30 protein-coding genes are annotated in these 24,003 nt (G+C 62.8%); 14 read left to right on the top strand and 16 right to left on the bottom strand.

What is annotated here, in order from left to right; translation table 11 throughout:
- Positions 1 to 6 precede the first annotated feature (6 nt).
- Together ACVWZT_RS20095 and ACVWZT_RS20090 are read right to left on the bottom strand one after the other, a co-directional pair.
- Entirely contained in the window at positions 7 to 531 is a 525-nt protein-coding gene (locus tag ACVWZT_RS20095; RefSeq protein ID WP_296232983.1) for a hypothetical protein, read from the bottom strand.
- A gap of 149 nt (positions 532 to 680) precedes the next feature.
- Positions 681 to 914 (bottom strand): PLDc N-terminal domain-containing protein, encoded by a 234-nt coding sequence (locus ACVWZT_RS20090; RefSeq protein ID WP_457470976.1) that lies wholly within the window; start codon positions 912 to 914, stop codon positions 681 to 683.
- A 188-nt stretch (positions 915 to 1,102) separates the two neighbouring features.
- On the opposite strand from ACVWZT_RS20090, the gene ACVWZT_RS20085 reads away from it, so the two are divergent.
- Genes ACVWZT_RS20085 through ACVWZT_RS20075 form a run of 3 tightly spaced genes read left to right on the top strand, consistent with a single transcriptional unit; the run spans position 1,103 to position 2,580 of the window.
- The gene (locus ACVWZT_RS20085; protein ID WP_296232985.1) at positions 1,103 to 1,606 is read left to right on the top strand and encodes a CinA family protein; all 504 of its coding nucleotides are present in this window, start codon (positions 1,103 to 1,105) and stop codon (positions 1,604 to 1,606) included.
- Positions 1,607 to 1,617: 11 nt separating this feature from the next.
- The gene (locus ACVWZT_RS20080; protein WP_457470974.1) at positions 1,618 to 2,124 is read left to right on the top strand and encodes a hypothetical protein; all 507 of its coding nucleotides are present in this window, start codon (positions 1,618 to 1,620) and stop codon (positions 2,122 to 2,124) included.
- A 12-nt stretch (positions 2,125 to 2,136) separates the two neighbouring features.
- Positions 2,137 to 2,580, top strand: coding sequence for a DUF421 domain-containing protein (locus ACVWZT_RS20075; RefSeq protein ID WP_296232988.1), 444 nt, complete (start codon positions 2,137 to 2,139; stop codon positions 2,578 to 2,580).
- On the opposite strand, the gene ACVWZT_RS20070 is transcribed toward ACVWZT_RS20075, so the two are convergent.
- Together ACVWZT_RS20070 and ACVWZT_RS20065 are read right to left on the bottom strand one after the other, a co-directional pair.
- Positions 2,564 to 3,634 (bottom strand): M28 family peptidase, encoded by a 1,071-nt coding sequence (locus ACVWZT_RS20070; protein WP_457470972.1) that lies wholly within the window; start codon positions 3,632 to 3,634, stop codon positions 2,564 to 2,566. The genes ACVWZT_RS20075 and ACVWZT_RS20070 overlap by 17 nt on opposite strands.
- 69 nt (positions 3,635 to 3,703) lie before the next feature.
- On the bottom strand, positions 3,704 to 4,000 hold the full coding sequence (locus ACVWZT_RS20065) for a DUF6555 family protein (protein WP_296232992.1): 297 nt from the start codon (positions 3,998 to 4,000) through the stop codon (positions 3,704 to 3,706).
- 191 nt (positions 4,001 to 4,191) lie between these two features.
- On the opposite strand from ACVWZT_RS20065, the gene ACVWZT_RS20060 reads away from it, so the two are divergent.
- Together ACVWZT_RS20060 and ACVWZT_RS20055 are read left to right on the top strand one after the other, a co-directional pair.
- Positions 4,192 to 4,656, top strand: a complete 465-nt coding sequence (locus ACVWZT_RS20060) for a hemerythrin domain-containing protein (protein WP_296232993.1) — start codon at positions 4,192 to 4,194, stop codon at positions 4,654 to 4,656.
- Between the two features lie 50 nt (positions 4,657 to 4,706).
- Entirely contained in the window at positions 4,707 to 4,952 is a 246-nt protein-coding gene (locus tag ACVWZT_RS20055; protein ID WP_296232995.1) for a hypothetical protein, read from the top strand.
- Between the two features lie 18 nt (positions 4,953 to 4,970).
- On the opposite strand, the gene ACVWZT_RS20050 is transcribed toward ACVWZT_RS20055, so the two are convergent.
- Positions 4,971 to 5,684 carry a DUF72 domain-containing protein gene (locus ACVWZT_RS20050; protein ID WP_457470969.1) on the bottom strand — a complete coding sequence of 238 codons (714 nt, stop codon included), beginning with the start codon at positions 5,682 to 5,684 and terminating at the stop codon, positions 4,971 to 4,973.
- A gap of 146 nt (positions 5,685 to 5,830) precedes the next feature.
- Here ACVWZT_RS20050 and ACVWZT_RS20045 point away from each other — a divergent pair, with 146 nt between their 5' ends.
- From ACVWZT_RS20045 to ACVWZT_RS20020, 6 genes are all read left to right on the top strand, one after another.
- Positions 5,831 to 6,004 carry a hypothetical protein gene (locus tag ACVWZT_RS20045; RefSeq protein WP_457470967.1) on the top strand — a complete coding sequence of 58 codons (174 nt, stop codon included), beginning with the start codon at positions 5,831 to 5,833 and terminating at the stop codon, positions 6,002 to 6,004.
- 245 nt (positions 6,005 to 6,249) lie between these two features.
- The gene (cyoA, locus tag ACVWZT_RS20040; RefSeq protein WP_457470965.1) at positions 6,250 to 7,173 is read left to right on the top strand and encodes a ubiquinol oxidase subunit II; all 924 of its coding nucleotides are present in this window, start codon (positions 6,250 to 6,252) and stop codon (positions 7,171 to 7,173) included.
- 5 nt (positions 7,174 to 7,178) lie between these two features.
- Positions 7,179 to 9,152 carry a cytochrome o ubiquinol oxidase subunit I gene (gene cyoB, locus ACVWZT_RS20035; RefSeq protein ID WP_457470964.1) on the top strand — a complete coding sequence of 658 codons (1,974 nt, stop codon included), beginning with the start codon at positions 7,179 to 7,181 and terminating at the stop codon, positions 9,150 to 9,152.
- Between the two features lie 3 nt (positions 9,153 to 9,155).
- Positions 9,156 to 9,767 (top strand): cytochrome o ubiquinol oxidase subunit III, encoded by a 612-nt coding sequence (gene cyoC / locus ACVWZT_RS20030; RefSeq protein ID WP_296233002.1) that lies wholly within the window; start codon positions 9,156 to 9,158, stop codon positions 9,765 to 9,767.
- Complete coding sequence (cyoD, locus tag ACVWZT_RS20025; protein WP_296233003.1) at positions 9,767 to 10,105, top strand: cytochrome o ubiquinol oxidase subunit IV; 339 nt, start codon at positions 9,767 to 9,769, stop codon at positions 10,103 to 10,105. Before cyoC ends, cyoD begins: the two co-directional genes overlap by 1 nt.
- Positions 10,106 to 10,150: 45 nt before the next feature.
- The gene (locus ACVWZT_RS20020; protein ID WP_457470962.1) at positions 10,151 to 11,275 is read left to right on the top strand and encodes a mechanosensitive ion channel family protein; all 1,125 of its coding nucleotides are present in this window, start codon (positions 10,151 to 10,153) and stop codon (positions 11,273 to 11,275) included.
- A 34-nt stretch (positions 11,276 to 11,309) separates the two neighbouring features.
- Here ACVWZT_RS20020 and ACVWZT_RS20015 read toward each other — a convergent pair whose 3' ends face one another.
- Positions 11,310 to 11,528, bottom strand: a complete 219-nt coding sequence (locus ACVWZT_RS20015; protein ID WP_225778150.1) for a hypothetical protein — start codon at positions 11,526 to 11,528, stop codon at positions 11,310 to 11,312.
- Between the two features lie 281 nt (positions 11,529 to 11,809).
- Between ACVWZT_RS20015 and ACVWZT_RS20010 the strand changes: the two genes are divergently transcribed.
- Positions 11,810 to 12,319 (top strand): ferritin-like domain-containing protein, encoded by a 510-nt coding sequence (locus tag ACVWZT_RS20010; RefSeq protein WP_296233005.1) that lies wholly within the window; start codon positions 11,810 to 11,812, stop codon positions 12,317 to 12,319.
- A gap of 43 nt (positions 12,320 to 12,362) precedes the next feature.
- Here the strand turns inward: ACVWZT_RS20010 and ACVWZT_RS20005 are convergent, their stop codons facing one another.
- The 4 genes from ACVWZT_RS20005 to ACVWZT_RS19990 form a co-directional block, all read right to left on the bottom strand.
- Positions 12,363 to 13,241, bottom strand: coding sequence for a manganese catalase family protein (locus ACVWZT_RS20005; protein ID WP_457470960.1), 879 nt, complete (start codon positions 13,239 to 13,241; stop codon positions 12,363 to 12,365).
- A gap of 60 nt (positions 13,242 to 13,301) precedes the next feature.
- Positions 13,302 to 13,589, bottom strand: coding sequence for a general stress protein (locus ACVWZT_RS20000; protein WP_457470958.1), 288 nt, complete (start codon positions 13,587 to 13,589; stop codon positions 13,302 to 13,304).
- Positions 13,590 to 13,934: 345 nt separating this feature from the next.
- A complete protein-coding gene (gene xth, locus ACVWZT_RS19995) occupies positions 13,935 to 14,732 on the bottom strand; it encodes an exodeoxyribonuclease III (protein WP_457470956.1) in 798 nt (265 codons plus the stop codon).
- Complete coding sequence (locus ACVWZT_RS19990; RefSeq protein ID WP_186674449.1) at positions 14,729 to 14,971, bottom strand: hypothetical protein; 243 nt, start codon at positions 14,969 to 14,971, stop codon at positions 14,729 to 14,731. Before ACVWZT_RS19990 ends, xth begins: the two co-directional genes overlap by 4 nt.
- Positions 14,972 to 15,130: 159 nt before the next feature.
- Here ACVWZT_RS19990 and ACVWZT_RS19985 point away from each other — a divergent pair, with 159 nt between their 5' ends.
- Both ACVWZT_RS19985 and ACVWZT_RS19980 read left to right on the top strand, forming a co-directional pair.
- Complete coding sequence (locus ACVWZT_RS19985) at positions 15,131 to 15,538, top strand: low affinity iron permease family protein (RefSeq protein WP_296233010.1); 408 nt, start codon at positions 15,131 to 15,133, stop codon at positions 15,536 to 15,538.
- A gap of 77 nt (positions 15,539 to 15,615) precedes the next feature.
- Positions 15,616 to 17,403 carry a thiamine pyrophosphate-requiring protein gene (locus ACVWZT_RS19980; protein WP_296233012.1) on the top strand — a complete coding sequence of 596 codons (1,788 nt, stop codon included), beginning with the start codon at positions 15,616 to 15,618 and terminating at the stop codon, positions 17,401 to 17,403.
- A gap of 77 nt (positions 17,404 to 17,480) precedes the next feature.
- Here the strand turns inward: ACVWZT_RS19980 and ACVWZT_RS19975 are convergent, their stop codons facing one another.
- From ACVWZT_RS19975 to exaC, 6 genes are all read right to left on the bottom strand, one after another.
- Positions 17,481 to 18,095, bottom strand: coding sequence for a hypothetical protein (locus ACVWZT_RS19975; protein WP_457472126.1), 615 nt, complete (start codon positions 18,093 to 18,095; stop codon positions 17,481 to 17,483).
- Positions 18,096 to 18,761: 666 nt separating this feature from the next.
- Positions 18,762 to 20,486, bottom strand: a complete 1,725-nt coding sequence (locus ACVWZT_RS19970; RefSeq protein ID WP_296233014.1) for a PAS domain-containing hybrid sensor histidine kinase/response regulator — start codon at positions 20,484 to 20,486, stop codon at positions 18,762 to 18,764.
- Positions 20,470 to 21,633 carry an alcohol dehydrogenase-like regulatory protein ErcA gene (gene ercA / locus ACVWZT_RS19965; protein ID WP_457470953.1) on the bottom strand — a complete coding sequence of 388 codons (1,164 nt, stop codon included), beginning with the start codon at positions 21,631 to 21,633 and terminating at the stop codon, positions 20,470 to 20,472. The genes ACVWZT_RS19970 and ercA overlap by 17 nt, the downstream gene beginning before the upstream one ends.
- Before the next feature lie 89 nt (positions 21,634 to 21,722).
- Positions 21,723 to 21,995: a pyrroloquinoline quinone biosynthesis peptide chaperone PqqD gene (gene pqqD, locus ACVWZT_RS19960; RefSeq protein WP_296233017.1), complete on the bottom strand. Its 273-nt coding sequence runs from the start codon at positions 21,993 to 21,995 to the stop codon at positions 21,723 to 21,725.
- A gap of 51 nt (positions 21,996 to 22,046) precedes the next feature.
- Positions 22,047 to 22,118, bottom strand: a complete 72-nt coding sequence (gene pqqA, locus ACVWZT_RS19955; RefSeq protein ID WP_003253598.1) for a pyrroloquinoline quinone precursor peptide PqqA — start codon at positions 22,116 to 22,118, stop codon at positions 22,047 to 22,049.
- A 270-nt stretch (positions 22,119 to 22,388) separates the two neighbouring features.
- Positions 22,389 to 23,909 carry an acetaldehyde dehydrogenase ExaC gene (gene exaC / locus ACVWZT_RS19950; RefSeq protein ID WP_296233018.1) on the bottom strand — a complete coding sequence of 507 codons (1,521 nt, stop codon included), beginning with the start codon at positions 23,907 to 23,909 and terminating at the stop codon, positions 22,389 to 22,391.
- Positions 23,910 to 24,003 lie beyond the last annotated feature (94 nt).

The raw sequence follows: 24,003 nt of genomic DNA, 5'->3' as shown, positions 1-24,003 counted from the left end.
ACGACCTCAGGCCAGCTGAATGAACACCGCGTAACCCCCCAGCACGATCCAGAACACCAGGAATATCCACGGTGTGCGCAGCGAAAACAGCAACGACTTGCGGTGGCCCGCCTGCGAGGTTTCGGCCTCGCTGAACAGCGGCGACTCATCATAGGCCAGGCCCATCAATGGCTCGCTGCGCAGCAGGTGGCTCTGTTTCAGTTGCCAGTGCTCGATGATCTTGTAGGCGGCCCGGATGCCCGGCCAGGCATTGAGTGTACTGAGCACTCCAAGCAAGGCGAGAAACGGCGGCACGATCAGGGTGAACATCTCGCCCCAGCTCTGGTTCAGGTTGCCCATCGACGATACGAATGCAATGACCAGAAAGGACTGTGCCGTGAGGTAGGCGTCGGTGCGATTGGCAAGGATGCTGGTTTCGTACTGGATCTCATGGCGGTAGAAATCCAGCCGCTCCTTTGGCGAGCCGAACATGCGGGCGTTGTGTTCGTCGATTTCGTGCTCGGGGGTAGCGGGAGTGATGATGCGTGGCACGATGGCTCCTGGAAGGTGAAAGTGATGTGGCCTGCACAGGGTTCGTCGAGCCGGTACGGCCGGTGTGGGCGCGGGTTGCCCCGCAGACACCAGCACAACCGGTGCCATGCAGCGCCTGCCCGCAACGACCGTACTACCGCCCCGGCGCCCTATCCCTTGCTGTGTTCAGGTGAAGACGGCCCGGTGCCGCGCTTGATGCCGCGCGGTCCAAGCACACCCCAGATGGCCAGGCCGACAATCGGCAGGGCCAGCAACAGCAGCGCCCACATGGCCTTGGTTACATCGCGCTTGTCGCTACGGAACACGCTGACGATGGCCCACAGGTCGACCAACAGAATGATCGCCGCCACGGCGATCCAGAAATACGTTACAGGCTCGGTCATGATCGCCTCTCCTCTGGTTAGACCGGCAGCGGTGCAATGCTGCGCACCACCACCCTCCTACTAAGAGGAAGCCACCAGGCCGGGCAAAGTTCAGCAGGCTTTCCCCGGCGTTGATGGGCGGCTCACATGCACTGAACCAACCGTGCAAGAAATACGTCCACCACAAAACAACGCATGAGTGACCTGCCATGGCGACCGACCCCCTACGCGAGGCCATCGATTACCTGAAAACCCACAAGCTGGTGCTGACTACTGCAGAATCCTGCACGGCCGGCGCCATGGTTGCGCTGCTGGCGGCAGTGCCCGGCACCGGTGAGGTGCTGGAAAGCGGCTACGTGGTATACGCGCCCAGCGCCAAGAAACGCCTGCTCGGCGTCAACCCACAGACCATCGAACGCTACGGGCTGACCAGCGAAGCGGTAGCCTGGGAGATGGCCCTGGGCGCCCTGAAAGACAGCGATGCCACGGTAGCGATTGCCTGCACCGGTGTCGCCGGGCCGGAGCCGCAGGATGCCATCCCACCTGGCACCCTGTGTTTCGCCTGGGCATTCACCGGTGAACCGCTGGCCGTGTTCACGCGTACCCAGCGCTTTTTTGGCGAACGGGCAGATATCATGCGCCAGGGCGCGCTGTATGGCTTGTCGCACCTGGCCCATTACCACCAGCGCTGGTTGCGCGGCGAACGCGCCTGAGGGCCAGGCGCATGAGCGACGACGAGCTGGTTTCGAGGCATCACCCGGTCGAGGAAGACATGCGCATGCAGCAGCGTGTGTGGCGCTTCGAACGGGTCGGCTGGTACGTGCTGGTGGCGATCGTGCTGCTGGCCTTGGCCGGGCTGTTTGGCAACGGCCCGCTCAGTGACGCTCGGGTGGCCAGTGATGATGGTCGCGTGCAGGTCGAGTATCAGCGGCTCAGCCGCAGCGGCACCACCGACAACCTGCGCATCACGGTACGCGGCAAGCCGGGGGAGCCGGTGGTGGTGGAGCTTGGCGGCAGCCTGCTGCGCGAAGCCAGCATCGAAACGATACAGCCCGAGCCGCAAGTGTCACGTTCCCATGGCCAGTCGCTGCAGTTGCAGCTTGGCACCAGCGAGGACGGCGTCGCTATCCTGTACCTGACCTTGCGCAGCGAACATGTCGGCAGGCTCGAAGGTGTGGTCAGGGCAGGACAGAGCAGCGCCGTGCATTTCGCCACCTTTCTCTACCCCTAGGAGTTCGACGACATGGATTCGATCCTGCGCGCCACAGCCATGTACATCGCCCTGATGCTGCTGTTTCGCGTGGCCGGCAGGCGCTCGCTGGCCGACCTGACCACCTTCGACTTCGTCCTCCTGCTGATCATCGGCGAAGCGACCCAGCAGGCATTGCTCGGCGAGGATTTCTCCTTTATCAATGCCATGCTGGTGATCGCCACGCTGATCGTGCTGGATGTCGGCCTGTCACTGGCCAAGCTCAATTCCCGACGCCTGGCACGCCTGCTCGACGGCCACGCGACCCTGGTGGTGGAACAGGGGCGTTTCCTCCATCAGCGCATGCGGCGGGCACGCCTGACCGAAGACGATATCCTCGAGTCGGCCCGCGACAGCCAGGGCCTCGAACGTGTCGAGCAGATCAAGTTCGCCATCGTCGAACGCAACGGCAAGATCTCGATCATCGCGCAGGAGTGACCGCACCGTCCGGTTGCAGCACATACGCCAGCAGGCTGGCGGCACAGGCGCTGATGCCCTCCAGCAGTATCATCTCGAAACCGTGGGTGTTCTCGGTCGGGATGGCAATGCACCCGGCGCGGGCATCGGTCCCCGTGCTGAGCACTGCGCTCGCGTCCGAGGCGAAATCCACCAGCAGGGCCGGCTGCGGTGTGTACCCTGCCCTGCGCGTGGCGGCCATCAGCGCCTGCACCACACTGCGGCTGTAATAGCCCTTCTGGTCCCCGGTATTGATGATCGGGTCGGCTGACAGGCGGGTGCCGTATTCGTCCAGCACCGGTCCGACCTCCACCGCAATCGTCGTGTCGCCCGGCAGCCTGGCGGCGGCATACATGGCGCCGGCGTTGGATTCTTCTTCTTGGGTGGTCAGCACGAACCAGACATCCTGGCGCAGTTCGCTGCGCCGCCGTTGCAGCAGGTGCGCGCAATGAATCACCGCTGCCAGCGGGGCGCGGTCATCGAGAAAATGCGCGGCAATGCAGTCCTCGACCTTGTACGGTTGCCGCCAGTGCTGGCTCAGTACCACTCGCGTGCCCGGGCGCACACCGGCCTGCTCGAGTGCCAGTGGGGTCAGGCGGGTGACGACGTAGACATCCTTCCATTGCACGGCCCCGGACAACACATCACGGCCACTCCCCGACTGCCCGCTGTTGTGCATCGAACCGTAGGACAGGACACCGGGGAGCATCCGATGATCGGCCATGATGTCGACCGGGCACACGCCGAAACTGATGGGCTGCGCACCACCCAGCGCCAGCACCTCGAGGTTGCCGTCCGGCCTGACCTTCTTGACGATCATGGCGATTTCATCGAGGTGAGCCATGATCCGTATCGCCGCTGCTGGGTCGGCCGGGACCGCCGAGCGGATGACACCGATAACGTTGCCGGCGCTGTCGTCATGCACCTCTTCGCAACAGGCGGCCAGCGCTTGCCGGGCTACAGCCCGGACCTCGTCTTCCTGGCCGCCCGGGCCACGCGCCAGCAACAAGGTATTGAGTAACGGCAGAATCTCCACAAACCTTCCTCTGCGATCAAGGGCCGCAGGTGCGGCCCTGATTGACAACGTCATGGCCAGCAAGGCACTTCACGCCTCGCCGGAAGACCCGCTCGAGAACTTCTTCACATCGATGGGGGGCGCGACGAACTCAGGCCCCTGGCCCGATGCCCGCCAACGCACATTGGCCAACCCGTAACGCTCGGCCATCGGCCGGCTGACCTTCTTGATCTTGTGCTGGCCAAACCTGGGGATGATTCCCACGCCGGCATCGCAACTTGCCCAGTGCCAGGCTTCGGCATTGTCCATGCGTTCCTGACGGATGATGAACGTCCGATATTCCCCATGAAGCTCGTACTCGATCACAAACAACTGCTGTCCTGCCATTGGGCTCTCCTCCGTTGATTCAGGCTAATTGAGCCCGCGACTGACAAAAAGATTCATTTATTCTGACTCGCTGGTCATCGCCCCCCGTGCCGCTGCGCCCCGGTGCGTTGATCAACCGCTTTGAACCTTGCGCCCAGCGCTTCACTCCATCGAAGGCAACCGTGATTTTTCCGAGCCCGAAGAGGTGATTCATGAACGCAATCGATCTGTTGGTCCAAGACCATGAACTGGTGAAGAAGCTGCTGGAAGAGCTGTCCTCCACCACCGAGCGTGCGGTGAAAAAACGCAGCGAGCTGCTCGAACGCATCAAGCAGGAGGTGTCCATCCATACCGCCCTCGAAGAGGAAATCCTCTACCCGGCGATCAAGCAGGCCGGTGGCAAGGAAGAGGCGAAGATGTACTACGAGGCCAAGGAGGAGCACCGTGCCGTCGATTCCCTGGTGCTGCCGGACCTGCTGCAGACCGACACCGGCACCCTCGAGTTTGCCGGCCGGGTCAAGGTCATGAAGGAGCTGCTGGAGCATCATATCGAAGAAGAGGAAAGCGAGCTGTTCCCGACCGCCCGCAAACTGCTGGGTAACGCGGCGCTGGAGGAGATGGGCCAGGCCATGCAAGCCCAGAAGAAACTGCTCAAGGGCGAGCAGAACGCCGCCTGATAACGGCCTGCGCGCCCCGCCGGGCGCGCAGGCGCGCGTGGAAGTGTGTGATGGAATATTGGATCGACTGGTTGCAATGGCCCGCCATGGCCCTGACCGTGCTGGCCGCCTGGTGCATTGGCTCGCGCCGCCCTGGCCGACGCAAGCTGGGTTTCTGCTGTTTCATCGCCAGCAACCTGCTGTGGGCGATCTGGGGCTGGCAAGTCCAGGCCTGGGCACTGATCATGCTGCAGGTCTGCCTGTGCGCGATGAACCTGCGTGGATGGAAAAAGAACACCGCCATGGAAGCGGGCTGAACGCCCGCTTTGTCTGACTCAGCGCAGGTAGCGCTGAAGCCTCAAGGCGTCCCCCACTGCAGCACCGGAGGCCGTGTTGTCGAAGATGCACCAGGTCGGCACGCCAGCGGCGCGGCTGCGCTGCAACTGCTCGGCCAGGCGCCGGAGACAGGCGTCGGGGTAGGTGCTGTGATAGATGCGCGGTTCGCCATGCAGGCGCCAGTAGACCAGGCCGGGCCAGCCGCCTGGCTGGGCATCGGTGTCGAAGCGCGAAGGGCTGGCTGCTACCTGGGCGATCTGCAGGTCGGTCAGCATCGAGTGTGCGGCCTGCCAGCTGACGTGCCTGGGCTCCAACGCTACCGGCCCGGCATAGCGGGTTCGCAGGTCTGCAAAGAACTGCCGGGCGGTGTCGGGGGCGTAATCCAGCGAAGGGGGCAATTGCACCAGCAGGCAGCCCAGGTGCTCGCCCAACTGGCCGCACTGGGCGAGAAACGCTTCCAACGCTGGCATGGCCCCGCGCAGGCGCTGTTCGTGGGTAATGCGCTTCGGCAGCTTCACCGCAAAGCGAAAATCCGCCGCGACGGACGCTGCCCAGCGGGCATAGGTCTCGGGCCGATGCGGCCGGTAGAACGAACTGTTGATCTCGACGGCGTTCAAGCCCGTGGCGTAGCGCTGCAGGTGGCTACCGGGCGCTGGAAACTCATCGGCGTACTGGCGAGGCAGACTCCAACCTGCGCAACCCAGATGAATCATTACCTATCACTCCTGATCGTTCCCCGGTGACGGGCTCCCTCAATGGAACATCCCCGAGACGCGACGTTCCATTGGCGACATCCAGTTGAACAGCTGGCGAACCAGGGCGACCTAAGTCAGGTAACCAACCTGCAAGGAGACACGTCATGATCGACCCCAACCACCCCGACCCGTATGTCGACGAGGTGCCGCACAATCCCGGCGAGCCTGTTCCCGAACCTGAACCTGAACCTGAACCTGAACCTGAACCTGAACCTGAAGAGGAAGCGCCCGATTGGCCGGAAGGCCAGGTGCCACCCGAGGAACAGTCCGACGGCTGAGGTTCAGCCGCCAAGTGAGTCGACACCGGACGCCTGACGCCCGGTCGCCATCCGCAGAGCGCGTCCCTCAACCGCGCCCGGCCCATGGTTTCGCCGGGCATAGGCTGGTTCGTCCAAGGAGGCGCGACAGCCACTGCGCACCACCACTCGTCGCCTATGCGCAGATTCCTTACAACCTTCCCCCGCCTGCCCTTCTTCTAACTCAACGAGCCTGAACATTCGGTAACACAATACGGGACTAGAACATGGCAAAGGCATATACGGAAGCCGCCAGGCTGCTCGGCCTGCTGGTGCTGGGGGGCATCGCGCTGCAGTTGTCCGGGTGCGACATGGTGCTGTTCAACCCCAAGGGCCAGGTCGGCGTCGAGCAGCGCAACCTGATCATCCTCGCCACGCTGCTGATGCTGATCGTGGTGCTGCCGGTGATGGTCATGGCGCTGGTGTTCTCGGTGCATTACCGGGCCTCCAACGTCAAAGCGCGGTACACGCCGGAGTGGAGCCACTCGCGGGCTATCGAGCTGGTGGTCTGGGGCGTGCCGCTGGTCATCATCATCGTCCTCGGCATCGTCACCTGGCGCTCCACCCATGCGCTGGACCCCTACCGCCCGCTACAGTCCGACGCCCGCCCGATCAAGGTGCAGGTGATCGCCACCGACTGGAAGTGGCTGTTCGTCTACCCCGAGCTGGGCATTGCCTCGGTCAACGAGCTGGCCATGCCGGTGGACACGCCAGTGGACTTCCGGGTGACTTCGGACGGTGCCATCACCTCGTTCTTCATCCCCGCCCTCGGCGGGCAGATCTACGCCATGGCCGGCATGCAGACGCAGCTGCACCTGATCGCCAACCATGCCGGCAGCTATACCGGCATCGCCGCCAACTACAACGGCCCCGGTTTTTCCGACATGCACTTCAAGGCCCTGGCCCTCGACCCGACCGGCTTCGACGCCTGGGTGGCCAAGGTCCGTGGTTCGCAGCGGCGTCTCGATCAAGCCAGCTACACGCAGCTGGCCAAGCCCAGTATTGCCCACCCGGTGGAGCACTACGCCGCCGTCGACGAACACCTGTTCCAGTCACTGATCGACAAGTACCAGGGCGTCAAGCGCTCGCGCGAGGTCGAGCGACGTCTGAGCGACCCACAAGCTGATGCAGCGCAACCCGGCAAGGAGTAACGCACATGTTCGGAAAACTGACCTGGGATGCCATCCCCTTCGGCGAGCCCATCATCATGTACACGCTGGCGGTGGTCGGGCTGATCGGCATCGGCGGCATCGGCGCAATCAGCTACAAGCGCAAGTGGACGTACCTGTGGCGGGAATGGTTTACCACGGTCGACCACAAGCGCATCGGCGTGATGTACATCGTGGTCGCCCTGGTGATGCTGCTGCGCGGCTTCGCCGATGCGCTGATGATGCGCACCCAGCAGGCCATGGCCGCCGACGGCTCGCCGGGCTACCTGCCACCGGAGCACTACGACCAGATCTTCACCGCCCACGGGGTGATCATGATCTTCTTCATGGCCATGCCGTTCGTGGTCGGCCTGATGAACATCGTGGTGCCGTTGCAGATCGGCGCCCGCGACGTGGCCTATCCGTTCCTCAACGCGGTCAGCTTCTGGCTGTTCGTTGCCGGCGCCCTGCTGGTCAACATTTCCCTCGGCATCGGCGAGTTCGCCCGTACCGGCTGGGTCGCCTACCCGCCGTTGTCCGGCATCGGCTACAGCCCGGGCGTCGGCGTGGACTACTACATCTGGTCGCTACAGATATCCGGCATCGGCACCTTGCTCACGGGCCTGAACTTCTTCGTCACCATTCTCAAGATGCGCACCACCGGCATGACCCTGTTCCGCATGCCGGTGTTCACCTGGACCGTGCTGTGCACCTCGATCCTGATCCTGGCGGCCTTCCCCATCCTCACTGCGACGTTGTTCATGCTCACCCTGGACCGCTACCTGGGCATGCACTTCTTCACCAACGAACTGGGCGGCAACCCGATGATGTACATCAACCTCATCTGGGCCTGGGGCCACCCGGAGGTGTACATCCTGATCCTGCCGGCCTTCGGCATCTTCTCCGAAGTGGCCTCGACCTTTTCGCGCAAGCGCCTGTTCGGCTACTACTCGCTGGTGTGGGCGACCATCGTCATCACCGTGCTGTCGTTCATCGTCTGGGTGCACCACTTCTTCACCATGGGCGCCGGGCCCAATGTCAACGCGTTCTTCGGCATCATGACCATGATCATCGCCGTGCCGACCGGGGTGAAGATCTTCACCTGGCTGTTCACCATGTACCGGGGGCGGGTGCGCTTCGAAACGCCGATGCTGTGGACCGTGGGTTTCATCGTCACCTTCAGCATCGGCGGCATGACCGGCGTACTGCTCGCCGTGCCGGGTGCCGACTTCCTGCTTCACAACAGCCTGTTCCTGATCGCGCATTTCCATAACGTGATCATTGGCGGCGCAGTGTTCGGCTACCTGTGCGGCCTCACCTACTGGTTCCCCAAGGCCTTCGGCTTCAAGCTCTACGACCCGCTGGGCCGTGCGGCGTTCTGGTGCTGGCTGGTCGGTTTCTATTGCGCCTTCATGCCATCGTACTTCCTTGGCTTCATGGGCATGACCCGGCGGCTGAACCACTTCGACGTGCCGGAGTGGCGGCCGTTGTTGCTACTGGAGATGCTCGGCGTGCTGATCATCCTGTGCGGTGTGGCCTGCCAGGTCATGCAGCTGGTGGTGAGCATCCGCAAGCGCCACGAAAACCGCGACCACACCGGCGACCCGTGGGACGGCCGGACCCTGGAATGGGCCACCGCCTCGCCGCCACCGTTCTACAACTTCGCCGAGCAGCCCGTGGTACATGGCATCGATGCCTATTGGGGGATGAAGGAGAAAGGCGTGAAAACCCTGGTGGAGGCAGACTTCAGCAAGATCCACATGCCATGCAACACCAGCCTCGGCGTGGTGCTCGGGGCCCTCGCCACGGTGATGGGCTTTGCCCTGGTCTGGCACATCTGGTGGCTGGTCATCGCCAGCCTGCTGGCCACGCTGGCGACGCTGGTGGTGCGCAGCTATGACCAGCACACCGAGTACTACGTGTCGGCCGAGGAAGTCGAGCGCGTGGAAACCGAACGGCGCCAACTGCTGGCGGAGGCCTGAGCCATGTCCCCTATCGTGCTGCAAGAAACCGCCCATCAGCAAGAGCAAGGCTACGAGGATGCCGGTTCCCTGAGCCTGTTCGGCTTCTGGGTGTACCTGATGACCGACTGCATCCTCTTCGCCACGCTGTTTGCCACCTACGCCGTGCTCGGCCAGGCGGTGGCCGGCGGGCCGAGCGCGGCGGACATCTTCGAGCTGCCGTATGTACTGGTCGAAACCTTCCTCTTGCTGTTAAGCAGCATCAGCTACGGCTACGCCATGCTGGCCAACCACCGCAAGGACAAACGCCGGGTGCTGCAGTGGCTCGGGGTGACCTTCCTGCTCGGCCTGGGCTTCATCGCCATGGAACTCAACGAATTCCACCACCTGATCGCCGAAGGCGCCGGCCCGCAGCGCAGTGCATTCCTGACCGGCTTCTTCACCCTGGTTGGTACCCATGGCCTGCATGTGCTGGTCGGCCTGATATGGATGGCCTTGCTGATGATCCAGGTGCAGCAACGCGGCCTGTGCTGCGTCAACTCCACACGCCTGAGCTGCCTGAGCCTGTTCTGGCACTTCCTCGACATCGTGTGGGTGTGCGTGTTTACCGTCGTCTACCTGTTCGGGGTGATCTGATGTCCAGTGAAAGCCAGGTCCACAGCAGTGCCGGTGCCAGCCAGAGCAGCCATCAATCCTACAACGTGGGTTTCCTGTTGGCCGCCATCCTCACCCTCGTGCCCTTCGCGCTGGCCATGTACCCCAGCCTGCCGCGCCATCTCACATTTCTGCTGGTGACGGTCTGCGCCGTGGTGCAGATCCTCGTGCACATGCTGTTCTTCCTGCACCTGAGCACGGCACGGGAACAACGCTGGAACCTGGTGGCGCTGGTGTTCACGGTGGTGATCATCGTGCTGCTGGTAGGGCTGTCGTTGTGGATCATGTACTACGTGCACGCCAACATGCTGGGTCTGTAGGCCCGGCCCCTTTCACCCGACCCTGACGGAAGGAGGCAAGCCCTCATGAGTGATCGCATCATCGCACTGTTCGCCGAGACCACGCTGTTCGGCATTTCCATCCTCAACCTGTTGCTGGCATTGGCCGTTGCCATCGTCACGTTCCTGGTCGCGCGGGCGGCCATCAGCTTCGTGCTGCGCCGTGTCAGGCGCTGGTCCGAACACGACGGCGTACTGAGCCAGGTGCTGGCCAAGGTCCTCGCGGGCACCAGCAATTTCCTCTTGCTGCTTGCCTCGCTGCTGGTCGGCCTGAGCATGCTCGACCTGCCCGAGCGTTGGCTGACGCGGGTCGGCAGCCTGTGGTTCGTGGTCGCGGCGTTGCAGATCGGGTTGTGGGCCAACCGCGCCATCGGCCTGGGCCTGAGCCGCTACTTCACGCGGCACAGCAGCAGTGGGCTGAACCAGGGCAGCGCGCTGGCCACCTTGTCGGCCTGGGGCGCCCGGGTATTGCTGTGGTCCGTGGTCCTGCTGGCGATGCTGTCCAACCTGGGCGTCAATATCACCGCCTTCGTCGCCAGCCTGGGCGTGGGCGGCATCGCCGTCGCGCTGGCGGTGCAGAACATTCTCGGTGACCTGTTCGCCTCGTTGTCGATCGCCGTGGACAAGCCCTTCGAAGTGGGCGACTTCATCGTCATCGGCGCGCTGGCCGGCACGGTGGAACACGTCGGGCTGAAGACCACGCGCATCCGCAGCCTGGGTGGCGAGCAGATCGTGATGGCCAACGCCAGCATGATCAGCAGCACCATCCAGAACTACAAACGCCTGCAGGAGCGGCGCATCGTGTTCGAGTTCGGCCTGTCCTACGACACGCCCACCGAGGCGGTGAAGAAGGCGCCGGCGATCGTCGAGGAAGCCATCAAGGCGCAGGACCAGGTCCGCTTCGATCGCGCTCACCTGCGCGGCTTTGGCAAGGAAGCGCTGGAGTTCGAGTGCGTGTACATCGTCAAGGACCCAGCTTACAACCTGTACATGGACATCCAGCAGGCCATCAATTTCCACCTGCTCGAGCGCTTCTCGAAAATTGGCGCCCAGTTTGCCGTACCGGTGCGCGCCATCAAGGTCACCGCCCTGCCGGAAGAAGCCCGTACCCAGGGGCAAGGCCGCGGGAGCCTGGGTATTCGTGGAGCATGAAGGGGCATCCTGCCCCATTCATGCAGCCTGAGGTTCAGGGCTGCTGGTAATGGCCCGGCGAAGTGCCGGGCTGGTGCTCGTGTTCCAGGCGCTGGACCTGCACATCGGTGAAAGAAGTTGCCTCGTTGCGGTGCAAGCCTTGCAGGTAATCACGCGCAGCCTCCCTGCTCAGGTCTTCTTCGTCACTGCGCAACTCGCAGGTGCCCGGTTGGTTGTCGAGAATGTAGCTGATCAGGTACAGGTACTTGGCCATCGGAAGAACTCCTACTGGGCTGGATGTAAACGGACGACGCACTGGGTTGATCCGGGGGCGGGCGATTCCGTTCAACAACGATGACGGCTGGCCGCAAAACATTCGTTGCGGCGCAGGAAGGCACCGACTGCGCCGGTGATACGCGGCCATGCCCGCTGCCACCTGGCTTGTGCACGCCTTTGGCGCCGCAGCATCGGCTGCCATCCGTCGAGTGGTTCGACCGTTCCAGCCCGTACGGGCCTCACAACAGTACCTATCACTGGAACGGAGAGGTACTTGAAATGGCAACGGTACAAGACAACCTGCTGGACTGGCTGCGCGACGCCCATGCCATGGAGCAACAGGCCGAAAGCATGCTCAAGGGCCAGGCCGAGCGCCTCGAGCACTACCCGCAGCTCAAGGCCCGTATCGTGCAGCACATCGAAGAAACCCAGGGCCAGCAACGCCTGCTGCTGGAATGCATCGAGCGGCTGGGTGGCAGCACATCCACCCTCAAGGACCTGGCCGGCAAGCTCATGGCATTCGGCCAGGCCGTCGGGGGTATGGTCATGAGTGATGAAGTGGTCAAGGGCGCCATGTCGGGCTACGTGTTCGAGAACATGGAGATCGCCTCTTATACGGTCCTGATCGAAGCCGCCGAGGCGGCTGGCGACAACGCCACGGCCGAGGCGTGCAGGTCAATTCTGAAAGAAGAGGAAGCCATGGCCCAGTGGCTGAAGGAGCACCTGCCAGAAATCACCCGGGCGTTCCTGGCTCGCTCCGCCGACCCGGATGCCGAAGCCAAACGCTAGAAAGGGCCCGCAGCGGATCGCATGAGCCGTTGCGGGGTTTCCATTACAGCGGCTCGTCACCGTTGACTTTGCCCAGTTCTGCCCCGGTCAGGGGCTGCAACTCGGGGTTGGACAGGGTTCTGGCCTTCATCGCTTCGGCCGCAGCCGCCGACTGTTCGTCGAGCCGCACCGTCGCCATGCCGTCGCCACCGTCCACCGCCGGCTCGGGCTGGTCGACATAGATCCAATCCTGGCCCTCGTTCCATGAGCCACGCATCTCGCCGCCGTGGGACATGTTGAAATAGGTGCGGTTGACCTCCGGGTCGCCAGGCAGCTTGCCTTGCGGGAAGTTCGGCTGAATCGAGTGCAAGGCTTTTTCGAACGACAGCTGGTGAGCGATTTCACGGCTCATCAGGAAGCCCAACGCATCCTTGATACCCGGGTCGTCGGTGACATTGATCAAGCGTTCATAGACGATCTTCGCCCTGGCCTCTGCGGCAATGTTGGAACGCAGGTCCGCCGTCGGTTCGCCGATAGTATCGATGTAAGCTGCGGTCCAGGGTATGCCACCGGAGTTGACCAGCGCTGCGCCACCGCCATACAACAGGCTGGTGATATGTGAGTCGTTGCCGGCCCCGGTCAACGACCGGTACAACTCGCCTTCGGCCTCTACCCCTTCGGCCAGACGCCCCTTGGCGCCCTTGTTCAGCATCACCACGATCGAGCCGATGATCTCCAGGTGGCTCAGTTCTTCTGTGGCAATGTCGAACAGCATGTCCTTGCGCCCCGGGTCATCCTCGGTCACCGCCTGGGTGAAGTAGCGCATCGCTGCGGCCAGTTCGCCCTGCGGGCCGCCGAACTGTTCCAGCAGCAGGTTCGCCAGGCCGGGGTTCGGCTGCGCGACGCGAACCGTATACTGCAGTCGCTTGTTGTGCATGAACATTGGCAAATCCTCATCAGCGTGCCGAGGCGGCCAAGGCCACCTCGGTCGGTTCAACGGTGTTCAGCGGTTGTCATCGCTGTTGCGGCCACCGCCCTGGCTGTGCTGGCCGCCTTTGCGACCGGCTTCGGAAGCTTTCTCGCGGTCGTTGGCAAAATTGCCGCCGGAGGCCTGCCCACCCTTCTGGCCTGCCTCGGAAGCACGTTCAGGATCGTTCTTGAAATTGCCACCCGACGCCTGGCCGCCCTTGTGACCGGCTTGCGATGCCTTCTCACGGTCGTTGGCGAAATTGCCAGGGTTGCTGTTGGCGCTACCGCCCTGGTTGCTGCGTTTGTCGTCGTTGTTAGCCATGATGGTTCACCTCATGTGGTTAACACAGGTTGGTCTGTGTTCACTAAATGACCGAAGGCAAACGCTGCAGGGTGAAAGTGTTTTCACTATCGCTGACGAAATGCTTTAAGCACTTGGGCACAAGATATTCGGGCTAACAAACCCTCTGCCGGGTATTGCTGCAGGTCTGCATCCGAGGTGCCAATTGTTTGCAAGCGTCAGGTCGCGGACAGCTGCTTGCCCAGGCGCGTGAAGCAGAAGCTCGAGTTCCACCCTATGAAGCTGCAAGTGTTGGCTACCGCGCGGTAGCCAGGGAGGCAGGCACCGGCCATGGCCGATGCCATGAGACGGTGCACGCTGGAGCCGCTAGGTCTGCCGGCGCCGCGTGCCCAGTTCGATCCATGTTGGCGCATGGTCGCTGGCCTTGGCTTCGTTACGCACCCAGGCATCGACACCCGCGCGCTTCAGGTATGGCGCCAGATCAGGGTTGAGCAACAGGTGGTCGATACGCAGGCCGGCGTTGCGCGTCCAGTGGTTGCGGAAATAATCCCAGAAGGTGTAGATCCGCTCGTCCGGATACAGCTGGCGGATGGCATCGACCCAGCCCTGGCCCAGCAAACGGGCGAAGCACGCCCGCGACTCCGGCTGCAGTAGCGCATCCTTCAACCAGGAGCGCGGATTGTAGATATCCATGTCGGTGGGGACGACATTGAAATCACCCGCCATCACCGTAGGGTGGCCATTGCCGTGCAAACCCTGGGCATGCTGGATCAGGCATTCGAACCAACGCAGCTTGTAATCGAATTTCGGCCCCGGTTGCGGGTTGCCGTTCGGCAGGTAGAGGCATGCCACCAGCACCCCATGCACTGCCGCTTCCAGATAGCGGCTTTGCGTGTCGTCCTCCATGCCTGGCAGGCCACGACGCACCTCCAGCGGCTCGCTGCCCCGCGCCAGAATGGCCACGCCGTTCCACGACGGCTGGCCCTGGTAGACACAGCCATACCCCGCCGCCTCTAGCGCCTGCCGGGGAAACTGCTGATCCGCCGCCTTGAGTTCCTGAAGGCAGGCGATGTCCGGCTGTTCCCGTTCCAGCCAGGCCAGCAACGCCGGCAGGCGGCTGCGAATGCCATTGATGTTGAAGGTGGCGATCTTCAGCGCTTTCATGCGTCGGGGTCACTGACATGCGCCTGCACGGCATCTTCCAGGGCGTGCACGTGGGCATCGTCGGCCAGTGCCTTGAGTGCCAGCCAGTCGTCCCAGTCAATGGCGCCGTCGTCGCGCAGGGCTTCGGCGGTGCGCACCAGTTCATGGTGGTAGGCATCCGGTGACTCGCGCCGGTAGCTGATGTCGTCGTACTGGGCGTACCAGGCCGCAAGCTCGGGGATGCTGCGTTCAATGCTCATCAGGGGAGCCCTCCACTGTACCCTTTGCATGTAAGAGCCCCCTCGTCGCGCGACGTTCAACTTCAGCGCGGCATACCGTGCGTCCCAGGCCAGCTGAAAAAAACAACTTCCCGATTGCTGTCACGGTCCCAAGCTACAGGCGCACCTGGAGACCAGATCATGAAATTCGCCCAATTCTGCCAATGGCTGTCCAACCACGCCGGACGCCCTCGGACATTCCTCATCGCGCTGCTGCTCATCGTCACATGGGGCATTACCGGGCCCTGGTTCCATTACAACGATACCTGGCAGCTGATCATCAATACCTCCACCACCATCATCACGTTCCTGATGGTGTTCCTGATCCAGAACACCCAGAACCGCGACAACGACATCATCCACGTCAAGCTCGACGAGCTGATTCGTGCGACAAAGCACACGGAGATGTCGGTACTCGACCTGGAGGACATGGACAGCAAGACGCTGCAGGCACTACGCAAGGAGTACCGTGCCCTGGCTGAACGCGACCGGGGCGAAGGCCTGCACCTCGACGCCGAGTCGAAGGAACAGCGTGACCAGCAACGCTAGGGCGCGGTCATGCGGGTGAAACTTTCACCCGGCGCGCCAAGTCCAGACCCCTATCGATGACAGCCCGGGAGACGAGCATGACTGGCACGGTAGGCGATTTTCTGGTGGAGCGTCTGTATCAATGGGGCGTAAGACGCATCTTCGGTTACCCCGGCGATGGCATCAATGGCGTGTTCGGTGCATTGGCCAGGGCCAATGGCAAGATCCAGTTCATCCAGGCCCGGCATGAGGAGATGGCCGCCTTCATGGCCAGCGCGCATGCCAAGTTCACTGGCGAACTCGGCGTATGCATGGCCACCTCCGGCCCCGGCGCTTCACACCTGCTGACCGGCCTGTACGACGCCCGCATGGACCATCAGCCGGTGCTCGCCATCGTCGGCCAGCAGGCACGCGCGGCACTCGGTGGGCACTACCAGCAAGAGCTGGACCTGCTGTCGATGTTCAAGGACGTGGCCGGTGCTTTCGTCCAGCAGGCCTCGACGCCGGCACAAGTGCGCCACCTGCTCGACCGTGCGGTGCGCACTGCCATCGGCGAGCGCCGGGTCACCGCCATCATCCTGCCCAACGACCTGCAGGACCTGCCCTACCACGAACCGGCCAGGGCACACGGCACCGTGCATTCCGGCGTCGGCTACAGCAGGCCCAGGGTGCTGCCTTTCGAGGCGGACCTGCAGCGCGCCGCCGAGGTGCTCAATGCCGGACGCAAGGTGGCAATACTGGTCGGCGCCGGTGCCTTGCAGGCCAGCGAGCAGGTCATTGCGGTGGCCGAGAGGCTGGGTGCCGGTGTGGCCAAGGCGCTGCTGGGCAAGGCCGTGCTGCCCGACGACCTGCCGTGGGTCACCGGTGCCATCGGGCTGCTCGGCACCGAACCCAGCTACCGGCTGATGAGCGAATGCGACACCTTGCTGATGATCGGTTCCGGCTTCCCTTACGCTGAGTTCCTGCCCAAGGAAGGCCAGGCCCGCGGCGTACAGATCGACCTGCAACCGGACATGCTCAGCTTGCGCTACCCGATGGAGGTGAACCTGGTCGGCGATGCCGGTGAAACCCTGGCGGCGCTGTTGCCGTTGCTTGAGCACAAACCCGAACGGGGCTGGCGCGACGCGATCGAAAGCTGGCGTGCGCAGTGGGACAAGACCCTGGCCAAACGCGCCCACGTCAAGGCTGAGCCGCTGAACCCGCAGCGCGTGGTGTACGAACTCTCCCCGCGCCTGCCGGACCACGCCATCATCACCAGTGACTCCGGTTCCTGCGCCAACTGGTTCGCCCGCGACCTGCAGATTCGCCGCGGCATGCAGTGCTCGCTGTCCGGTGGCTTGGCCAGCATGGGCGCCGCCGTGCCCTACGCCATCGCCGCCAAGCTCGCCCACCCGCAGCGCTGTGTGGTGGCGCTGGTCGGTGACGGCGCGATGCAGATGAACAACCTGGCCGAGTTGATTACTGTGGCAAAGTACTGGCGGCAATGGGAAAACCCGCAATGGATCTGCGCGGTGTTCAACAACCAAGACCTCAACCAGGTCACCTGGGAGCAACGAGTGATGGAGGGCGACCCGAAGTTCGAGGCATCGCAATCGATCCCCGACGTGCCCTATCACCTGTTCGCCATATCAATTGGCCTGGAGGGCATCCATGTAACCCGCGAGGAAGACATCAGCCCCGCCTGGGAGCGTGCGTTGGCAGCTGATCGGCCGGTGTTGATCGAATTCAAGACCGACCCGGACGTGCCTCCGCTGCCGCCGCATATCAAGCTGGAACAAGCCAAGAAGTTCGCCAGCGCCCTGCTCAAGGGCGACCCTGACCAGACCGGTATCATCGTGCAGACGGCCAGGCAAGTTCTCAGTTCGGTATTGCCGGGCAAAAAATGAGCAACCAGGTGGCCGCCATCAGCTCGCCGCGAACCGGTTTCCCGGTTCGCGGCGCAATCGATGGGTCGCTCAGGCAATCAGCCTGGAATACCGGCAAACTGCCAAACAGGCAGTCGAGCCGGTTCGGCCTCGCTGCGTTTGCGCGCCCACTGGGTCAGGGCGGCCATCAGGGCAAAGCCAAGCAGGATCATGACGGGGTAGGCCAGCAGCAACTCGGTCAACGAGTACTTCCAGGCCAGTGGCCGACCGACACCGAGCATGGCCGCATACAACCAGGATACGCCGGACAGCGCACCGGAGAACAAAGCAAACATGCGCATGCTGAAGTTCAGTTCGAGCAAAGAACCCGCTTTGAGCAGGGCAGGCAAAACATAGCGATGCAAGAGCATGCCGTTGAAAGTCAACAACAGGACGATAATAAGCTTTGCCTGAAGTTTGGGGTTGGCAAAATAATTCATGCCTTTGTCAAGGTAGTCGATACCTACTACGGCGGCCCCGGTCAGCCATAAAAAAATGAGAGCATTGGCCACCGACCGTTGCAAACTTGTCATATGTTTGCCGTCTTGCCGGGTATTCGTATGGCCCTTCAGCAAGTTCCTGACCATCTCCACATCGCTGGCGAAGACCAGGCCGATGGCAATGCAGCAGGCCAACAAATGAACGTAAATCACTGACAACCGCACCAGCTCCATGGATTCTTTTTGCCCGAAAAGGCTAATAATTGTATTGATCTCCACGACGTATTCTCCACGTAATGCGTTAATGCTAGATGATCTTGCCATAGGCGTGCGAAAGGAGTGCTCGCAGCGGCAAGAGCAAATTCATATCGTTTTAAGTGCAAACAGCAAATGATTATTTCAGGTGCACAAACAGGCACCCGAACAGCCTCGGTCAGGCATGGCGTTACTCCACTATTCAAAAAAAGGAAGCCCCCACAAACATCCCTGCGATGCTGATGAGGTTGAACGTCCATAAGTTCCGGGGCGAGTGCGCGAGGGCGAGATCCGGCGGGGAATGCCCTGCTGGCAAATAGGAGTCACACACGTCCAAATCGTTCATTTCTCGAGCGAAACGACCGACAGGCGGCGCACTTTATTGAGTTAGTTAGTTTGCTAAGTTATTGCAATTTGACCGCTTGGATAGTTTTCCCTGACAACTGGATCCAACTTGGCGAGTGGCGTTAGGTTGCTCTATTCCGCTGTTTCCATGTAAGCGGTTTGCACACTGCCCTTGCCTGTTGTGCCATTCGTTTGGTCTGATCTTGCAGTTTCATGAACTTGAGCCGAGCCTGCGAAAGCGGCTTCAGCCGCGAACACGGTGCCATCGATGCTGCTGCGCATGCCTGCGCCGACGGTGGCCTAGCCCAGCAACTGGCTCAATACCGCACGCAATTTCCCCGGCTTGACAGGTTTGTTCAGCAATGGCGCACCGAGCTTGTGCAAGGACCGGCGGCACTGATCGCTGCGGTCAGCGGTGATGATCACCGCAGGAATGGCCTGGCCGAAATGTTCGCGCAAATGCCTGACCACTTCGCAACCGACAACACCGTGGTCCAGGTGAAAATCGGCCAGGATCAATTCCGGCGCCCGGCCTTCCAGGGCCAGCAATGCCGCGGCCTGGTCGGTGGCAGTCAGCACTTCGCAGCCCCACTGCTCAAGCAGCGCCCCCATGCTCTCGAGGATGCTCACCTCATTGTCCACCACCAGCAGCCGGCGGCCTGGCAACGGGTTGCCGGTGCCCGGTTGCGGCGCTGCCGGGTGCACCGGCAGCGGTACCGCTTGGCCAAGCGGCACTTCAATGCTGAACACCGAGCCACGTCCCGGCCACGAGCGCACCTCGACCCGGTAGCCAAGGATCTTGGCAATCCGTTCGACAATGGCCAGCCCCAGCCCCACACCCTTGCGATCGGCAGCACGGCCTACGTCCAGCTGGTTGAACTCGAGGAATATCGCCTGCAGCCGATCCTGCGCGATACCCCGCCCGGTGTCCCAGACCTCCAGGCGCAAGTGCCTGCCCCGGCGCCTGGCACCTAACAGGACCCGGCCTTCCTCGGTATAGCGGCAGGCGTTGCTGAGCAAGTTGCGCAGGATTCGCGTCATCAGCCGCAGGTCGGTGCTGATGGCATAGTCGCCAATCCGCGCGCGCAGCTTCAGGCCCGCTGCGTCGGCCACCGTGCGGAATTCCGAAACCAGCGGCGCGAACAGTTCGTCGAGACGGTACAGCGCCACATCCGGCTTGACCGCGGCCTGGTCAAGCCGGGAAATGTCGAGCAGGTCGGTGAGCAGGTCTTCGGCGCCTTCGAGGGCTTGATGGGTACGCTCCACCAGCACTTTTTCCGCTTCCGGCAAGGGCCGTTCGCGCAAGGTCGAAATCAGCAGCCGCGCCGCATTCAGCGGCTGCAACAGGTCATGGCTGGCTGCAGCGAGGTACTTGTCCTTGCTGCGGTTGGCGGTTTCCGCAGCATCGCGGGCAACCCTCAGGGCACGGGCGATCTGTTTGCGCTCGGCGATCTGCTGTTGCAGGTTGCGGTTGGCCTCCAGCAGTTCGTCGGTGCGCGCGGCCACCCGTTGCTCGAGCTCGTCGTTGAGTTGCTGCAGGCGCTGCTGGGCCAGCTTGCGTTCGGTGATATCGGCGACGAACCCTTCCACCAGGCCCTCATGCCCAGGCTTGAGCAGCAGGTTCATCAGCACATCGAGGTGGCTACCATCCTTGCGCCGCAAGCGGGTTTCGTAACCGTGCAGGCTACGCTCACGGGCCAGGGTCGCGGTGATGGCGTGCAATTCGTCGGCCTCGACGAACAGGTCACTGGCAAAGTCCGTCAGGCATTGCAGCAATGCTTGCGGGCTGTCGTAACCGAGCATGCGCGCCAGCGCCGGGTTGGCCGCACGCATGCCGTCTTGCAGGCTGGCCTGGAAGATCCCGTGCACGGCATTCTCGAACAACCATTTGTAGCGGTTGCGTTCTGCCTCCAGCTCGTCCAGGCGCGCCGCCAGCTCCGGGTAATGGCTCTTGCGTGCCGAGTGATCGCCCAGCCCCAGCAGCCCGGCCAGCGCCCGCTGCTGGTCGTCAGAGGGCCTCGCCATAAACCACCTCGACATCACGCTGGCTCGACGCACGCGGGTTGGTAAGGATGCACGGGTCACCCATCGCGTGTTGCGACAGGAACGGAATATCGGCTGTGCGCACGCCGTGCAGGCCCAAGGTTTCATGGAAGCCGATGGCATGCTTCAAGGCGATCAGGTGTTCCACCAGGCGCGCGCAGATCTGCCGATGATTGAGGCCGCGGCAGTCGATGCCCAGCACTTCGGCAATCACCTTGAAGCGCTCCGGCGCCGAGCTGTAGTTGAACGCCACCACGTGCTCCACCAGCACTGCATTGCACAAGCCATGTGGCAGGTCGAGGAACCCGCCCAGGCTGTGCGACATGGCATGCACTGCCCCCAGGATCGCGTTGGAAAACGCCAACCCGGCCTGCATGCTGCCCAGCATGATCTTCTCGCGCAAGGCAATGTCGCCGGGGTTGGCGATCATCTCCACGAGGTTGCCGTTGATCAGGCGCATGGCTTCCAGCGCATGGGGGTCGGTCAATGGGCCGTGGCCAGTGGAAACGAAGGCTTCGATGGCATGCACCAGCGCGTCGATGCCGGTGCAGGCCGACAGGAACGGATCCATGCTCAGGGTGGTCTGCGGGTCGATCAGCGACACGTCCGGTACCACCGCCTTGCTGACAATGGAGAACTTCATGCGCTCCTGCTGGTTGGAAATGATCACGAACTGCGACACATCGGCCGAGGTACCGGCCGTGGTCGGGATCAGGATCAGCGGCGGGCTGGGCACGCGGATCGTGTCCACGCCCTCGAATTCGAGGATGCTGCGCCCGTGGGCGACCACGATGCCGATGGCCTTGCCGCAATCCATCGGGCTGCCACCGCCGACAGCGACGATCACATCACAGTGGTTCTGCCGGTAGATCTCGGCACCGAGCATCACCTCCTCGACCCGTGGGTTGGGCGACACGCCGCTGTACAGGCAGTAGTCGATGCCCTGTGCCTGCAGGCTGGCCTCGACATCGGCGACCCAACCGGCGGCAATCACACCGGGGTCGCTGACTACCAGCACCTTGCGCGCGCCGAAGGTCTTGGCGTAATTGGCCACGTTATGCCGGCAACCGGCACCGAAAATGATTTCAGGCGAAACGAACTTGCGAAGCGGGCTGAAACTCTGGCTCATCGGAAAGCCTGTTCTTATTGTTCTGGAAGGTAACCGCCAGCGTAAAGCATCCCGTGGCGAAAGCAACCAGACCAAAGCCTGGCCACGGCTCATTCGACCCAGCACTTGGCGCGGGCCACCTCCAGGAATGCCAGCACGTCCTCGTCGAGCCCGGTCGCCCCGGGGAAACGCTGCGCTAACCGGGCGATGACTGCCGCCACGCTACGCTGGCCGTCGAGCAGTTCGAGCACCCAGGCGGCACTGGCGTTGAGCTCGATGACGCCCGCCGCATGCTGCAACACGGGGCACGCCAGGTGCGGCTCCCAGCGCAGACGGAAGCCGCGGGCCAGGGACAGGGTCTGCTCGGGATCGATCAACTCCATAGGGGCTTGGTACACAAGGGCCGGCCATCGCAACGATGGCCGGCCCGGACATCAACGATTGGCGAAATACATCGTTACTTCGAAACCGATGCGCAGGTCGGTAAAGGCGGGTTTAGTCCACATGGGGCGGTCCTCTTGTTATGCCGGGCGATTCCGGTAGAGGCATTAATGCATGCTGGGCGCCAGGGCCGAATGCTACTTTGGAACGAGCTTGCGAGGTGCGTTGGTAGGAGGATCGGTTGCGCGATACCTGTAGAAGCGGCCTTGTGCCGCGAAAGGGCTGCAAAGCAGCCCCAGGAATATAGCATGAACGCACAGATCGCCGGGGCCGCTTCGCAGCCCTTTCGCGGCACAAGGCCGCTCCTACAGTCGACCGCGTCAACCGACCAGATGTTAGAAGAAGCCCAGCGGATTGATGTCGTAGCTTACCAGCAGGTTCTTGGTCTGCTGGTAGTGGTCGAGCATCATCTTGTGGGTTTCGCGCCCCACCCCCGATTTCTTGTAGCCACCGAACGCGGCATGCGCCGGGTACAGGTGGTAGCAATTGGTCCACACCCGCCCAGCCTTGATCCCGCGGCCCATGCGGTAGGCACGGTTGATGTCGCGGGTCCACAGGCCTGCACCCAGGCCAAACTCGCTGTCGTTGGCGATGGCCAGGGCCTCGGCTTCGTCCTTGAAGGTGGTCACGCCCACCACCGGGCCGAAGATCTCCTCCTGGAACACACGCATCTTGTTGTGGCCCTTGAGCAGGGTCGGCTGGATGTAGTAACCGCTTGCCAGGTCGCCGGTGAGCCGCTCGGCAGCACCACCGGTGAGCAACTGGGCGCCCTCCTCCCGGGCAATCTCCAGGTAGGAAAGGATCTTGTCGTACTGCTGCTCCGAAGCCTGGGCACCGACCATGGTCGTGGTGTCCAGCGGGTTGCCGCGGGTGATCCTGGCGATCTTCTTCATCACTTCGGCCATGAACGGCTCGTAGATCGACTCCTGGATCAACGCCCGCGACGGGCAGGTGCACACTTCGCCCTGGTTGAAGAACGCCAGCACCAGGCCTTCGGCAGCCTTCTCGATGAAGGCCGGCTCGGCCTGCATGATGTCGGCGAAGAAAATGTTCGGCGACTTGCCGCCCAGCTCGACGGTCGAGGGGATGATGTTCTCGGCGGCACATTTCATGATGTGCGAGCCCACCGGGGTGGAGCCGGTGAAGGCGATCTTGGCGATGCGCTTGCTGGTGGCCAGGGCCTCGCCGGCTTCTCGGCCAAAGCCTTGGACGATGTTCAGCACGCCGGCAGGCAGCAGGTCGGCGATCAGCTCGGCGAACACGGTGATCGACAGCGGTGTCTGCTCGGCCGGCTTGAGCACCACGCAGTTGCCGGCGGCCAGGGCCGGCGCGAGTTTCCAGGCGGCCATCAGCAGTGGGAAGTTCCACGGGATGATCTGCCCGACCACGCCCAAGGGCTCGTGCATGTGGTAGGCCACGGTGCCTTCGTTGATTTCCGCAGCACCGCCTTCCTGGGCGCGGATGCAGCCGGCGAAGTAGCGGAAGTGATCGGCCGCCAGCGGTACGTCGGCATTGAGGGTTTCGCGCACGGCCTTGCCGTTGTCCCAGGTTTCGGTCACGGCCAGCACTTCCAGGTGCTGTTCGATACGGTCGGCGATCTTCAGCAGCACCAGGGCCCGCTCCTGCACCGAGGTCTTGCCCCAGGCATCGGCAGCGGCATGCGCCGCGTCCAGGGCGCGCTCGATGTCCTCGGCGCCAGAGCGCGGGAACTCGGCAATCGGCTGGCCATTGACCGGCGAGCTGTTGGTGAAGTACTGGCCGCCCAGCGGCGCCACGAACTCACCATTGATGAAGTTGCCGTAGCGTGGCTTGAAGGACACGATGGCGCCAGGGGTTCCGGGTTGTGCGTAGATCATGCTGAGCCTCTGTGGTCGATGCCTGTCCGGCGACAGGCGATGAACCGATGGTAAAAAGCCCCGCCTGCCGGGCGAATGCATCGTTGGCAGCGGG

It is taken from the genome of Pseudomonas sp. TE21394, from assembly GCF_054057835.1.
The sequence above is the reverse complement of the archived record's forward strand: the minus strand, read 5'-3'. Positions and strand labels throughout refer to the sequence as shown.